Raw genomic sequence first — 13,493 nt, 5'->3', positions numbered from 1 at the left:
CCGGGCGCCCCGAAAAACACCCACCACCCCCCCCCATCCCCGCACAATTAACCCCCCCCCCCCGGCCGGTTTGGGGGGGCCCCCCCCCCCCCCGGGGGGGGGGGCCGGGGGGGGGGCCCGGGCCCCCACCACCAGCCGGGGGGCTACTGCCGAGCGCGAGCTCAGTTGGCGAGCGCGGCCACGCCCGCCTGGGCGAACTTCTCGTCCAGGTCGCCGGACGGGGCGCCCGCGACACCGATGCCCGCGATGGGCGCGCCCTTGGCGGTGACCGGGGCGCCGCCCGCGAGGAACAGGGTGCCGGGGATGTCCTTCAGGTTCGGGGCCTGGGCGAGGCGGCCGGCGAGGACGGAGGTCGGGGCGTTCCACGAGACGGCGGTGAAGGCCTTGCGCTCGGCGGACTCGTAGGACTGCGGGCCGGCGCCGTCGCCGCGCAGGGTCACGATGGTGTTGCCGTTGCGGTCGACGACGGCGACGGAGACGCGCTGGTTCTCCTTCTCGGCGGCGTCGAGGGTCGCCTGGGCGGCCTTGGTGGCGGCCTCGATCGTCAGGTGCGTCGACTGCTGGAGGTTGTCGTTGCCGGCGTCGGCACGGACGACGGCGGCGGGGGCGGCGGCCGGGGCGGAGGCGTTCGCGGAGACCGCGCCGAAGGTACCGGCGGCGACGACAGCGGCAGCGGTGGCACCGAAGAGGATCTTCTTCATGAGGAACTCCGTGAGGTGAGGAGGAGGGGAGGACAGGGAGGACGGGGAGGACGGGGAGAACGAGGAGGGCGGGGAGCGTTCGGGGCGAGGAGGCCGTTCGTTCGCTTCGTTCGCTTCGTTCGCTCTGAGATCCATCCTGTGGCCGGACCCGGGGCCTTCCGGTCCACGGTCCGGCTGCCCTCCTCGCGCACACTGGAGGACGTCCGGGTCAGCCGATCGGCTGATGCCGGTCTGGTCCCTACGGGTCAGGATGGATTGATATCCCCAGGTCAGACCGGCACGTCAGGAAGGCGAGGAGTCCGGAATGGAAGGCAGGCAGGCGACACGGCCGCCCACCGAGCAGGACCCGGACGCCCCCTGGCTCGCGCGGGTCATGCACATCGCGTTCTTCCTCCTCCTCGGCGCCTCCCTCGCCCGCTTCCTGCTGCGCCACCCCTGGGAGGACCGCAGCCCCTGGATCGTCGCCCTCTCCGGCGCCCTCGCCTCCCTCTACCTCCTCGGCCCCGTCGTCGGCACCCGCGCCGCCCCGCGCCGGATCGCCTGGCTGAGCACGGTCGTCGCCGTCTGGATCGTCCTCGTCGTCCTCGCGCCCAGCTTCGCCTGGTGCGCGGTCCCGCTCTTCTACACGGGCCTGCGCACCCTCCCGCCGCGTGCCGCGCTCGGCCTGGTCGTCCTGCTCACCGCGTTCGTCGTCTTCGCGCAGGTGCAGCTCGCCCACGGCGGCTGGGACCCGAACCTGATCGTCGCGCCGCCGGCCGTCGCCGCCATCGCCACCGGGGTGTTCGTGTACTCCGACCGGCAGGCCGCGCGGCAGCGGGCGCTCATCCACGACCTGATCCGCACCCGGCGCGAACTGGCCGCCATCGAGCGCCGCGAGGGCACCCTCGCCGAGCGCCAGCGGCTCTCCATGGAGATCCACGACACCCTCGCGCAGGGCCTGTCCAGCCAGCAGATGCTGCTCCAGGCCGCGGACCGCACCTGGAACAGCGACCCGACGACCGCCCGCCGCCACGTCCGTACCGCCGAGTCCATCGCCGAGCGCAACCTCGCCGAGGCGCGCCGCTTCGTCCAGGACCTCGCCCCGGCCGACCTCGCCGAGGGCGGCGGGCTGGAAGAGGCCCTGCGCGGTCTGGCGGCCCGCGAGTCGGCGGACTTCCGGGTGGACGGCACCGCGGTGCCGCTGCCCGACCGGACGCAGTCGGCGCTCCTGCGGATCGCGCAGGGCGCCCTCGCCAACATCCGCGAGCACGCGGGCGCCGACTCCGCCGCCCTGACCCTCACGTACCTCGACGACCAGGTGGTCCTGGACATCGCCGACGACGGCCACGGCTTTGACCCGGCGGTCGCCCGCGACCCGGGCCTGCGCGGCCACGGGCTGCGCGCGATGCGGGTACGGGCGCAGCAGCTCGGCGGCACCCTGACGGTCGAGTCCGCGCCCGGCGAGGGCACGGTCCTCTCGGCCGCGATACCCCTGACACCCTGAGCCCCCGCCCCTCCGAACCCCTGCCCCTGCCCGCCACCCCCGTCCCCTCCCCCTCCCCCTCCCCCTCCCACCAGTCCCTGGAGTCGTGATGTCCGTACGGATCCTCCTCTGCGACGACCACGTCGTCGTCCGCGCCGGGCTGCTCGCCCTCCTCGGCAGCACCCCCGACATCGAGGTCGTCGGCGAGGCCGGCAGCGGCGAGGAGGCCGTCGCCATGGCGGCGAAGCTGAAGCCCGACGTCGTCCTCATGGACCTCCAGCTCGGCCCGGGCATCGACGGCGTCGAGGCGACCCGGCTGATCGCCCCCACGGGTGTCCACGTCCTCGTCCTCACCACGTACGACACCGACGCCGACATCACCCGGGCCATCGAGGCGGGCGCCACCGGCTACCTCCTGAAGGCCGAACGGCCCGAGGAGCTGTTCGCCGCGATCCACTCCGCCGCGCAGGGCCGCACCGCCCTCTCGCCGCCGGTCGCGAGCCGGGTCATGGACCGGATGCGGGGCGCGGCGGGGCCGAGCCTCACCGACCGCGAGCGGGACATCCTCGGCCAGCTGGGGCGGGGCCTCGGCAACCGCGAGATCGCGCGGGCCCTGTTCATCAGCGAGGCGACGGTGAAGACCCACCTCGGCCGGATCTACGCGAAGCTCGGCGTCGACACGCGCGCGGGCGCCGTGGCGGTGGCGAAGGAACGCCGCCTGCTGCCGTAGGGCCCATTTCCCTCCGCGCCCCCACCACCACTGCTACTGTGCGCTACCGTCCGACCGCACGGTGTCATGTCTCAGTTCTCAGTGGGAGCGCACGTGAAGCTCGCCATCGTCGGCGGCGGCCCCGCCGGCCTCTACCTCTCGATCCTGCTGAAGCGGCAGGACCCGTCCCACGACATCGCCGTGTACGAACGGAACCCCGAGGGCTCCACGTACGGCTGGGGCGTCACCTACTGGGCCGGGCTCCTCGACAAGCTGCGCGCGGGCGATCCCGAGTCCGCCGCGGCCGTCGCCGAGGCCTCGGTCACCTGGACCGACGGCGTCGCGATCGTCCGCGACGAGCGGACCGTCCACCGCGGCGACGCCGGCTTCGGCATCGGACGGCGCCGGATGCTCATGCTCCTCGCCGACCGCGCCGAGGAGCTCGGCGTACGGGTCTCCTTCGAGCACGACGTCACCGGCCCGGACGCCCCCGAACTCGCCGACGCGGACCTGGTCGTCGCCGCCGACGGGGTCAACAGCGTGCTGCGCGAGGCGCACGCGGACCACTTCGGCAGCGAGGTCGCCGCCGGCCGCAACCAGTACGTCTGGCTCGGCACCACCAAGGTCTTCGACTCCTTCAGCTTCGCCTTCAAGGAGACCGAGCACGGCTGGATCTGGTGCTACGCCTACGGGTTCAGCGGCGAGCGCTCCACCTGTGTCGTCGAGTGCTCCCCCGCGACGTGGACCGGCCTCGGCCTCGACACGAGCAGCGAGACCGACGGCCTGCGCCTCCTGGAGAAACTCTTCCACGACCTCCTCGACGGCCACGAACTGATCGGCCGCGCGCAGACCGCCGCCGCCGCCGGCGGTGCCGCCGGTGCCGACGGTGCCGCCGGTGCCGCCGGTGCCGACGACGCCGCCCGCCCCGCCCAGTGGCTCACCTTCCGCACGCTCACCAACCGGGTCTGGCACCGCGGCAACCTGGTCCTCCTCGGCGACGCCGCCCACACCACGCACTACTCGATCGGCGCGGGCACCACCCTGGCCCTGGAGGACGCGCTCGCCCTCGCGGACGCCCTGCGCGCCCCCGAGGCGCTGCGCTCCCCCGCCGGCCTCGACGCCGCCCTCACCACATACGGGAAGCGCCGCCGCGCCGAGCTCCTCTCGGCCCAGAGCGCGGCCCGGTACAGCGCCCAGTGGTACGAGAACCTCCCCCGCTACATGCGGCTCGAACCGGCGCAGATGTTCGCGCTCCTCGGCCAGCGCCACTCGCCGCTGCTCCCGCACATCCCGCCGCAGCTGTACTACCGGATCGACCGGGCCGCCGGACGACTCGAAGCCCTGCGCCGCCTCAAGCGCTGGCTGGGACCCCGCGTCGCCCGCGCGGTCCACGGCCGCCGCTGAACCTCGCGCAAGGGGCGGGGTTCACACGTCCCGGCGGTGGACCGCGATCACGGCCACCGCCACCGCGCCCAGCGACCAGGCCGCGTACACGGTCCACGCCCCGCCCGTCGTCCACGGGTAGAGCACCGGCACCGGCGAGTCGCCCACCTCCGTGAGCCGCCGCCACGCACCCTGCGGCAGGGCGTGCAGGAACGTCGCCGACCAGCGGTTCCGGTCGTCGACGAGCGCGGGCAGCAGAAGCAGGACTCCGGTGACGCTGACGATCGTGGTCGCCGTGTGCCGCAGGAGCGCCCCGAGGCCGAAGCCGGCGAGCGCGCACACCGGGGCGAGCAGGGCGGACGCGGTGACGGCGGCCGGCGCACCCTCGTAGCCGATCGACATGCCGACGCCCCGGCCGGAGAGCACGGCCTGCGTCGCGGCGAAGGAGACGGCGGCGACGAGGGCCCCGTACACGAGCATGACGCCGGTGAGGACCAGCGTCTTCGCCGCCACCACGGCCCGCCGGTCGGGAACGGCCGCGAAGGTCGTACGGATCTGGCCGGTGCCGTACTCGCCGACGATCACGAGCGCGCCGATGGAGCCGGTCGCGAGCATGAACACCATGGCCCCGCCTAGGGTGAAGGCGTCCCGCATCGCCCAGATGGGCACGAACAGGTCGCGGATGCCCTGGGCGTAGTGCGGGTAGTTCCGGTAGTCGGCGAAGGTCGCGTTGAGGTTGATGCCGAGGACGGCGAACGCGCCGACGCCGAAGGCCCAGGGGGTGGAGCGCAGGGACCACAGCTTCATCCACTCGGCGGCGAGGAGATCCCGGAAACGGGCGGTCATCGGTTCCCGCCCTTCTTCTGGAACTCGACGCTGTCAGCGGTCAGTTCCATGAACGCGTCCTCCAAGGAGGAGGAGCGGGCGGCCAGTTCGGCGAGCACGGCGCCGGACCGGAGGGCGAGCGCGCCGATGCGTTCCGCACCCAACCCGGTCACGGTGAACGCCCCGCCCGCACCGCCCGGAGGCCGTACGGTCGCCCCCTCCCGGGCCAGGGCGGCGGCGAGGCCCGGTGCGGCGGCCGGGTCGGCGGTCCGTACGGTCACCCCGCCACCGGAGCCGCGCGCGGCGAACTCCGCCAGGCTCTCCGCGGCGATCAGCCGGCCGCGGCCGATGACGACGAGGTCGTCGGCGGTGTGCTCCATCTCGCTCATCAGATGGCTGGAGACGAACACCGTGCGCCCCTCGGCGGCGAGCCGCCGGAACAGTCCGCGCGCCCACATCACGCCCTCCGGGTCCAGGCCGTTGACCGGCTCGTCGAAGAGCAGGACCGGCGGGTCGCCGAGCAGGGCGGCGGCGATCCCGAGCCGCTGCCGCATGCCGAGCGAGTATCCGCCGATCCGTTGCCGGGCCACCTCGGCGAGCCCCACCTCGTCGAGGACCTCGCCGACCCGGCGGCGCGGGATGCCGTTGGTGCGGGCGAGCGCGGCCAGGTGCGCCCGGGCGGTCCGGCCGCCGTGCACGTCGTGCGCGTCGAGCAGCGCCCCGACGTGCCGCAGCCCCCGGGGCAGGTCCCGGAACCGCCGCCCGTCGACGGTCGCGCTCCCGGAGGTGGGCTCGTTCAGCCCCAGGATCAGCCGCAGGGTCGTGGACTTCCCGGCCCCGTTGGGCCCGAGGAACCCGGTCACCCGCCCGGGCCGCACGCGGAAGCTGAGCCCGTCGACGGCGGCGCGGACGCTTCCGGCGGGAGCGGACCGGCCTCCGGCGGGAGCGGACCCGTCTCCGCCCGACCCTCGCCGAGCGAGGGGGAGAGGGAGGAGTCGGCGGTGGGTTCGGCGAGAGGGGCGGCCATAACGTTTCGTCAGTTCTCGTACGTCGATCACCCGGTCCACGCTGCCGGGAGGACACCCCCGCCGGCATCGGCCCGTCGGCCACGAGCGGGCCGGCGGGGTGGCCCGGAGGCGTACGCCCGCGGGCCGATGCCCGGCCGTCCGCCCCCGCCTACGATCGGCCCATGCCCGCCACCGCCACGCCCTCGACCACGGCCGCGCCCGCCGCCCCTTCCCCCCTCACCGGACGCGTGTCCGGGGTCCTGGCCTGGTGCATGGCCGCCGCCCACCCCTTCGTCCTCTTCTTCGGCGTGCAGGCCGGCCCGTTCCGCTCGACGGAGCTGCGTCTCGTCCTCATCACCACCGGCATCGGCATGCTGCTGCCCCTGGCACGGCGCAGGCCGGAGACGGCGCTCGGTCTGCTCCTCGTCGGACTGTTCGCGGCGGCGACGACCCGCCCGGCCCCCGAGCTGGTGTACCTCCCGGTCCTCGCCGCCGACGTCGGCGTCGGGTGGCTGGCGGCCCGGCGTCCGCTCCGGGTCGCGGTGCCCGCGGCCCTCGTGGCGCTCCTCGCGCAGATCGGCACCGCGCTGTACACGACCTCCGGCCAGAACGTCTTCGTCACCACGTCCCTGGCTCTCGCCCTCGCGCTCCTCACCGCCGGGCTGCTCGGCCGTTCGGTACGCGAGCGGCGCACGCACGCGTCGGAGCTGCGCGCCCGGACGGCGGCGGAGGCCGTCACGGCCGAGCGGCTGCGGATCGCGCGCGAGCTGCACGACGTCATCGCGCACAGCATCGGCGTCATCGCCATCCAGGCGGGTGTCGGCCGCCGGGTCATCGACACCCAGCCCGCCGAGGCCCGCAACGCCCTCGCCACCATCGAGACCACCAGCCGGGAGACCCTCGCCGGACTGCGCCGCACCCTGGGCGCGCTGCGGGCCTCTGCGATGGACACCCCCGCCCCGCGGGACCCCGCTCCGGGCCTCGCCGATCTGGACCGGCTCGTCGCGTCCACGGCCGACGCGGGCGTACGGGTCGAGGTGCGGCACCTCGGCGGACCCGGGCGGTCGTTGCCGCCCGAGGTCGACCTGGCGGCGTACCGGATCGTGCAGGAGTCGCTGACGAACGTCGTCCGCCACGCGTCCACGCCCGCCTGCCGGGTGACCGTGGACCGGAGCGAGGACACGCTGCTCGTCGAGATCGCCGACGACGGCCCGGCGAAACCCCCCACCGCGGCCACCGGGGCCGGGTACGGCATCGTCGGCATGCGGGAGCGGGCAGCGCTCCTCGGCGGCCGTTTCTCCGCGGGACCCCGCCCGGGCGGCGGTTTCCACGTGACCGCGGCGCTGCCCCTGCCGCTTCCCCAGGAAGGCCCCCGCGTCCCGTGAACCCCGTGAACCCCGCGAACCCCGTGAACCCTGCGAACCCCGTGAACCCCGTGGACCCACCCATCCGCGTCCTCCTCGTCGACGACCAGCCGCTGGTCCGGGCGGGCCTGCGCGTCCTGATGGCCGACAGCCCCGACCTCGCGGTCGTCGGCGAGGCCGGCACCGGCACCGAAGCCGTCCGGCTCGCCCGCGACCTCCGGCCCGACGTGGTCGTGATGGACGTCCGGATGCCCGGCATGGACGGCATCGAGGCCACCCGGCTCGTCACCGCGGGCCCCGACGCGCCCCGGGTCCTCGTCCTCACGACCTTCGACGACGACGAGTACGTGTACGGCGCGCTCCGCTCCGGGGCGAGCGGCTTCCTGGTCAAGGACATGGCCCTGGACGACATCCTCGCGGCGCTCCGCGTGGTCGCCGCCGGGGACGCCCTGATCGCCCCGGCCGTCACCCGCCGACTGATCGAGGAGTTCGCGGCCCGCCCCGAACCGGGCCCGGCGCCCGCCCGGTCCCGGCCCCTCACCGGCGTGACGGCGCGGGAGCGGGAGGTGCTCACCCTCGTCGGCCGCGGCCTGTCCAACGGCGAGATCGCGGTACGGCTCCACATCAGCGCGGCCACCGCCAAGGCGCACGTCGCGCGCCTCCTCAGCAAGCTGGACGCCCGCGACCGGGTGCAGCTCGTCGTCCTCGCGTACGAGACGGGCCTGGTGCCGTGACACCATCGGTCCCGTGCTCGACATCGGCTACTCCCTCTCCCGTCGCTTCCCCGACCCGCCGCAGACCGACTACCGCCGCGCGGACGTCCACGCCCTGCGGCACGACCTCTTCTGCGGGGACGTCTACCTCGCCGACACCGAGGCCGACCGCGAGGTGTCCACAGCCTGGGGATGGGTCCCGGTCCTCGACTTCGCCTGGGCCCTGTGCGACATCGTCGAGCAGCTCGACCAGGACCCGCGCGGCAGCCGCGCCGCGCAGCCGCAGTACGCGGAGCTCGACTTCACCGAGTCCTCGGACCGGATGCTCTTCGAGCGCCGCTTCGGCTGGGTCGACGTCGAGGCCGACTGGATGCCGGGCGACGAGCCGCCGGTCACCTTCAACCACGCCGAACTGCGCCGCGAGGCCCGCGACTTCCTGCACGACCTGATCGCCGACCTCACCGACATGCACGAGGGCCTCGGCGACAACCCGGCCGTCTGGTCCCTCCAGGCCCGCTTCCCCCGCCTCCCGTAGAGCCCCGCGGGACTCCCGCAGGACTCCCGCAGACTCCCGCAGACTCCCGCAGGAACTCCCGCAGAGCCCCCTCGGCCCCTCTCGGCGCCCCGATGTCACAAACGCGCCCCCGTCATCCGTCCTCCACACGAGACCGGGAACGGACCGGGCCGGACCGGGACACAGGGGAGACGGACATGCGCAAGCTCACGATCATCGGCGGCGGCTTCGCGGGACTCACCGCGGCGATCACCGCCGCCGAGGCCGGCGCCAAGGTGACCGTGTACGAGGCCCACCGGACGCCCGGCGGCCGGGCCCGTACCGCCGAAGGCACGTACCGCACCAACGAAGGCCCGCACGCCCTCTACGCCGGCGGCCCTCACTGGACCTGGCTCAAGCAGCGCGGCCTCCTCGGCCCGCTCGCCCCGCTGCCGCCCGCCGAGGCCCTCCGCCTCCGCTTCCACCGTGACGGCGCCCTGCGCCGCACCCCGCCGCTCGGCCTGCTGCGCCAGGCCCTGCGCGGCGCCGCGCAGGCCCCCGTCGACCTGGACTTCCGCACCTGGGCCACCGGCCTCGCGGGCGAGCGGACCGCCCGCGAGGCCGCCGCCTACAGCGCGGTCGCGCTCTTCCACCACGACCCGGGCTCGCTCTCGGCCCGCTTCGTCCAGGAGCGCCTGCACCGGGCCGGCTCCCTGCCGCCCGAGGCGCACTACGTCCGGGGCGGCTGGGGGCAGCTGATCGAGCGGATGGTCGCGCGCGCCTGGGAGACGGGCGTACGGATCGAGACCTCGTCCCGCGTCGACAGCCTGCCGCTCGACGAGGGACCGGTGGTCGTCGCCACCGCGCTGCCCGCCGCCGCCCGGCTCCTCGGCGACCCGTCGCTGACCTGGGACAGCGGGCGTACGGTCCTGCTGGACCTGGCGCTGCGGACCCGGAAGGGCGACCCGTTCGCGGTCTCGGACCTGGACGCGCCCGGCTGGGTCGAGCGGTTCACGGCGCAGGACCCCGGCCTCGCCCCCGCCGGACAGCAGCTGGTCCAGGCCCAGCTGCCCATCGGCCCCGACGAGTCCAAGGCGGACGGCGTCGCCCACGCCGAGCGGCTGCTCGACCGCGGCTTCCCCGGCTGGCGCGAGCGGACGGTGTGGCGGCGGGAGGCCGTGTCCCAGGGCCGTACGGGAGCGGTGGACCGGCCCGGCACGACCTGGCGCGACCGGCCGGCGATCGACCGGGGCGACGGCGTGTACCTGGTGGGCGACCAGGTGGCGGCGCCCGGAGTGCTGTCGGAGGTGTCGTTCACGAGCGCGATCGAGGCGGTGTCGCTGGCCGTCCGCACGGAACTGCTTGACCTCAAGCGCGCTTGAGGTCGGAGGCTCTTCCTGTCACGAAGAAAGCACCGCGGGAAAGCTCCCGTACGACGACGCACGGCGACGTACGACCACGTCCGACGCCACCACGACGCCGTACCGACGCCACACGACGACAGGGGAACCGTCATGCACGCCATCCGCCTCCACGCCTTCGGCCCCGCCGAGAACCTCACCTACGAGGAGACCGCCGACCCCGTACCGGCGCCCGGCCAGGTCCGCATCCGCGTCGCCGCCGCCGGCGTGCACCTCCTCGACACCGCGCTGCGCCTCGGCCACACCGGCCCGTTCCCCGCCCCCGCCACGCTCCCGACGATCCCCGGCCGCGAGGTCGCCGGCACCGTGGACGCGCTCGGCGAGGGCACCGACCCGTCCTGGCTCGGCAAGCGGGTCGTCGCCCACCTCGGCATGGTCCCCGGCGGGTACGCGGAACTCGCCGTCACGGACGCCGCCCGCCTGCACGCCCTGCCCGAGCACCTCGGGGAGGCCGAGGCCGTCGCGATGATCGGCACGGGCCGCACGACCCTGGGCATCCTCCGCTTCACCGAGCTCGGCCCCGACTCGGTCGCGATCGTCCCGGCGGCCGCGGGCGGCATCGGCACCCTGCTCGTCCAGTACGCGAAGAACGCGGGCGCGACCGTCGTCGGCCTCGCCGGCGGCCCCGCGAAGGTCGCGCTCGTCGAGGCGAACGGCGCAGACTTCGCCGTGGACTACAAGGAGCCGGACTGGCCGGAGAAGGTCCGCGCCCACCTCGGCGGGCGCTCCGCGACCGTCGTCTTCGACTCGGTCGGCGGCGACACCGGCCGCGCCGCCGTGGACCTCCTCGGGGAGGGCGGGCAGCACCTCGTGTTCGGCTGGTCCGGCACGGGCCTGCACGACGGCGAGGCGCTGACGTTCACGCCGGAGGAGCTCGCGGAACGGGGCATCACCTCGGAGTCCGTCCTCGGCCCCGTCATGATCCAGAAGGCGGGCGGCAACGTCCGGAACCTCGAACTCGCCGCCCTCGCCGCCGCGACCGACGGCAGCCTCCGCCCGGCGGTCCGCCGCTTCCCCCTGGCGGACGCGGCGGAGGCCCACCGCGCCCTGGAGAACCGGGGCACGACGGGCAAGGTGGTCCTGATCCCGTAGAAGATCAGCAGGCGGCGGCACGCCGACAGACCACACGCCGACGGACCAGGGGGCTCAGCCGGGCTCAGACGCCGATGACGTCCCAGGAATGCGCCTTGAACTCCTTCTGGAAGTCGGCGTGGTCCTCCCACATGCGGGCGGCGGATCGCAGCACGTCCCAGTTGTGCTCAAGGGCCTGGTCGACCACGGGCCGCAGTTCCGGCTCCGACTCCCGCTTCTCCACGAGCCCCTTGACCGCCGACGCGGCCTGCACCGTGTAGCGCAGGGCGCGCAGGGCCCGGGACGTGTCGTCCATCCCGAAGCCGTGGTCCTTCCCGTTCGAAGGGTCGAAGAGGGGCGTCAGGCGCGCCTCGATGAAGTCGGTGATCCGCTGAAACCGCTGCTCGATATCCATGCCCCCTTCCTACAACACTCCCGCTCCACCGAGCTCCGCCAGCGCCCCGTCCGTGAGGCGGTACACCGTCCACTCGTCCTGCGGGCGGGCGCCCAGGGACTCGTAGAAGTCGATCGACGGCTTGTTCCAGTTCAGGACGGACCACTCCAGGCGCTCGTAGCCGCGGTCCACGCAGATCCGGGCGAGCTCGGCCAGCAGGGCCTTGCCGTGGCCGCCGCCCCGCATCTCCGGACGGACGTACAGGTCCTCCAGGTAGATGCCGTGGACACCGCGCCAGGTCGAGAAGTTGAGGAACCAGAGCGCGAAGCCGGCGACCTCGCCGGACTCCGTCTCCGCGATGTGGGCGAAGGCGGCGGGGCGGTCGCCGAAGAGGGCCTCGTGGAGCTGGTCCGGGGTCGTACGGACCTCGTGGAGGGACTTCTCGTACTCCGCGAGGTCGCGGATCATGGCGAAGACGACGGGGACATCGGCAGGCGTGGCGGTACGGATCATGGGACCAGCCTGCCCCGAGTCACGCCCTTCTGGCCAGCAGGATTCGCGCGAGCGCCACCTGCTCGGCAGCCAGCTCCGGCTCGCCGTCCTCGACGTCCCAGAGCCCGTTCTGCAGGACCCGGCCGAGCGTCCACGCCACCGCCCGCCGCCGGTCGCCGACGACCTCGGCCAGCAGGTCGAACCGCCACAGGGCCTCGTCGGGATGGGGATCGAAGCGGTCCATGAGCACGGGCAGCAGATCGAACCCCGGGTCCCCGGCGAGCGGCTTGGGGTCGATGGCCAGCCAGGGCTCGCGCTCCGACGCGAGCACGTTGTCCAGGTGCAGGTCCCAGTGGAGCAGCCGGTCCCCTGGCTCGCCCACCACGTCCCGTACGGCGGCCGCGCAGTCCCGCAGGACGGCCGCGTCCGCCGCGCCGAGCCGTGCGGCCGCTTCCGGTACGTCCGCCAGCATCCCGGCGGCGATGTCGCCGAGGGTCCGCAGCCCCGGGGGCGCGGGGACCGCCACGAGCCGGGCGAGCAGCCCCGCCACGATCCGCAGGGCCTCCCGGGTGTCGGCGACCGAGGAGAGCGGCCGGGCGGCGTCGAGCCACTCCAGCAGCATCGTCCCGGTCGCGGCGTCGTGCTCGACGAGGCGCACCGCGCCGGCCCCGTCCCACACCCGCAGCCCGACGGGCTCCCCCTCGGACTCGTCGTCGAGGAGCTGCATCTTCAGCGCGGCGCGGGTACCGTCCGCGACCCGCTCCACGGGCAGCACCAGCGAGGCCACGCCGTGCATCGAGGGGCCGGTGACCCGCAGCCCCCACCGGCCGAGGAACTCCTCGGCCCGCCCCGGCAGCCCGGCGACGAACGCCCGGCCCGCTTCCCCGTTGTACTTGGCCTGCGACCGCGCGAGTTCTTCGGGTACGTGAATCACACGGCCAGGCTAGACACCGGCGTCGCGCAGCGCCTTCGAGAATTCCCCGGCCTCGGCGTCCACGGCCGCCCGCAGCGCGTTCGCGGCGCGCGCCGAGGCCGTACCGCCGGTCCGTGCGTCCAGGAAGGAGGCGACGACGTACTCGACGCGCACGTTCCCCGCAGCGGCCTCGTCGGCGAGGACCGTCCCGGCGCTCGCCTCGAACTTCGCGCAGTAGCTGCACCGGGGATCGACGAGCACGGTGACGGTGTGGGGAGCCGTCGACTTCCCCACGACGATCTTCGCACCGTCCACGACGGCGGGAAGCCCGGCGAGCACCTCGGCGTTCTCGCCGGGAGCCACGGCCACCGTCGCCGCGACGGGCGCACCGCCCGCCGAACACCCCACTCCCGCAAGCCCCATGAGACCGACGACGACAGCGCCGGCGACGACACGGCGGGTCCTGCGGACGACCATGGGAGAGCCCTTCCGGAGCAACGAAATCCGCACGGAGTCCGCACCGGATCCACTCCCCCGAACCTAGG

The 13,493-nt window shown here is 74.5% G+C and carries 15 protein-coding genes; 8 read left to right on the top strand and 7 right to left on the bottom strand.

Translation table 11 applies throughout. The features are described 5' to 3' along the window. Positions 1 to 161 precede the first annotated feature (161 nt). Positions 162 to 701, bottom strand: a complete 540-nt coding sequence (locus ACFC0G_RS34315) for a heme-binding protein (protein ID WP_329622041.1) — start codon at positions 699 to 701, stop codon at positions 162 to 164. Positions 702 to 1,005: 304 nt separating this feature from the next. Between ACFC0G_RS34315 and ACFC0G_RS34310 the strand changes: the two genes are divergently transcribed. From ACFC0G_RS34310 to ACFC0G_RS34300, 3 genes are all read left to right on the top strand, one after another. Further along, on the top strand, positions 1,006 to 2,184 hold the full coding sequence (locus ACFC0G_RS34310) for a sensor histidine kinase (protein ID WP_376411217.1): 1,179 nt from the start codon (positions 1,006 to 1,008) through the stop codon (positions 2,182 to 2,184). 88 nt (positions 2,185 to 2,272) lie between these two features. Next, complete coding sequence (locus ACFC0G_RS34305; protein ID WP_317597815.1) at positions 2,273 to 2,893, top strand: response regulator transcription factor; 621 nt, start codon at positions 2,273 to 2,275, stop codon at positions 2,891 to 2,893. 93 nt (positions 2,894 to 2,986) lie between these two features. Beyond that, positions 2,987 to 4,276, top strand: a complete 1,290-nt coding sequence (locus ACFC0G_RS34300) for an FAD-dependent monooxygenase (protein WP_376411213.1) — start codon at positions 2,987 to 2,989, stop codon at positions 4,274 to 4,276. A 21-nt stretch (positions 4,277 to 4,297) separates the two neighbouring features. On the opposite strand, the gene ACFC0G_RS34295 is transcribed toward ACFC0G_RS34300, so the two are convergent. Both ACFC0G_RS34295 and ACFC0G_RS34290 read right to left on the bottom strand, forming a co-directional pair. Then, positions 4,298 to 5,101, bottom strand: coding sequence for an ABC transporter permease (locus tag ACFC0G_RS34295; protein WP_376411210.1), 804 nt, complete (start codon positions 5,099 to 5,101; stop codon positions 4,298 to 4,300). Continuing rightward, on the bottom strand, positions 5,098 to 6,138 hold the full coding sequence (locus ACFC0G_RS34290) for an ATP-binding cassette domain-containing protein (protein ID WP_376411208.1): 1,041 nt from the start codon (positions 6,136 to 6,138) through the stop codon (positions 5,098 to 5,100). Before ACFC0G_RS34290 ends, ACFC0G_RS34295 begins: the two co-directional genes overlap by 4 nt. Before the next feature lie 131 nt (positions 6,139 to 6,269). Here ACFC0G_RS34290 and ACFC0G_RS34285 point away from each other — a divergent pair, with 131 nt between their 5' ends. From ACFC0G_RS34285 to ACFC0G_RS34265, 5 genes are all read left to right on the top strand, one after another. After that, on the top strand, positions 6,270 to 7,472 hold the full coding sequence (locus tag ACFC0G_RS34285; protein ID WP_376411205.1) for a sensor histidine kinase: 1,203 nt from the start codon (positions 6,270 to 6,272) through the stop codon (positions 7,470 to 7,472). Positions 7,473 to 7,522: 50 nt separating this feature from the next. Then, positions 7,523 to 8,185: a response regulator gene (locus ACFC0G_RS34280; protein ID WP_376411202.1), complete on the top strand. Its 663-nt coding sequence runs from the start codon at positions 7,523 to 7,525 to the stop codon at positions 8,183 to 8,185. 13 nt (positions 8,186 to 8,198) lie between these two features. Next, complete coding sequence (locus ACFC0G_RS34275; RefSeq protein ID WP_376411199.1) at positions 8,199 to 8,699, top strand: hypothetical protein; 501 nt, start codon at positions 8,199 to 8,201, stop codon at positions 8,697 to 8,699. A gap of 176 nt (positions 8,700 to 8,875) precedes the next feature. Next, the gene (locus ACFC0G_RS34270; protein WP_376411196.1) at positions 8,876 to 10,039 is read left to right on the top strand and encodes an NAD(P)-binding protein; all 1,164 of its coding nucleotides are present in this window, start codon (positions 8,876 to 8,878) and stop codon (positions 10,037 to 10,039) included. A gap of 132 nt (positions 10,040 to 10,171) precedes the next feature. Further along, entirely contained in the window at positions 10,172 to 11,170 is a 999-nt protein-coding gene (locus ACFC0G_RS34265) for a zinc-binding dehydrogenase (protein ID WP_376411193.1), read from the top strand. 64 nt (positions 11,171 to 11,234) lie between these two features. On the opposite strand, the gene ACFC0G_RS34260 is transcribed toward ACFC0G_RS34265, so the two are convergent. From ACFC0G_RS34260 to ACFC0G_RS34245, 4 genes are read right to left on the bottom strand one after another with little or no spacing between them, the layout of a single operon-like run. Continuing rightward, entirely contained in the window at positions 11,235 to 11,564 is a 330-nt protein-coding gene (locus ACFC0G_RS34260) for a hypothetical protein (RefSeq protein WP_376411191.1), read from the bottom strand. 9 nt (positions 11,565 to 11,573) lie between these two features. Next, positions 11,574 to 12,056, bottom strand: coding sequence for a GNAT family N-acetyltransferase (locus ACFC0G_RS34255; protein ID WP_376411188.1), 483 nt, complete (start codon positions 12,054 to 12,056; stop codon positions 11,574 to 11,576). 19 nt (positions 12,057 to 12,075) lie between these two features. Beyond that, positions 12,076 to 12,969, bottom strand: coding sequence for an aminoglycoside phosphotransferase family protein (locus ACFC0G_RS34250; protein WP_376411185.1), 894 nt, complete (start codon positions 12,967 to 12,969; stop codon positions 12,076 to 12,078). A gap of 9 nt (positions 12,970 to 12,978) precedes the next feature. Then, positions 12,979 to 13,425 carry a thioredoxin domain-containing protein gene (locus ACFC0G_RS34245; RefSeq protein WP_376411182.1) on the bottom strand — a complete coding sequence of 149 codons (447 nt, stop codon included), beginning with the start codon at positions 13,423 to 13,425 and terminating at the stop codon, positions 12,979 to 12,981. Positions 13,426 to 13,493: the final 68 nt, after the last annotated feature.

Origin of the sequence: Streptomyces sp. NPDC056169 (assembly GCF_042268445.1) — a bacterium.
Lineage (GTDB): Bacteria > Actinomycetota > Actinomycetes > Streptomycetales > Streptomycetaceae > Streptomyces.
This window is presented reverse-complemented; position numbering and strand designations above follow the sequence as displayed.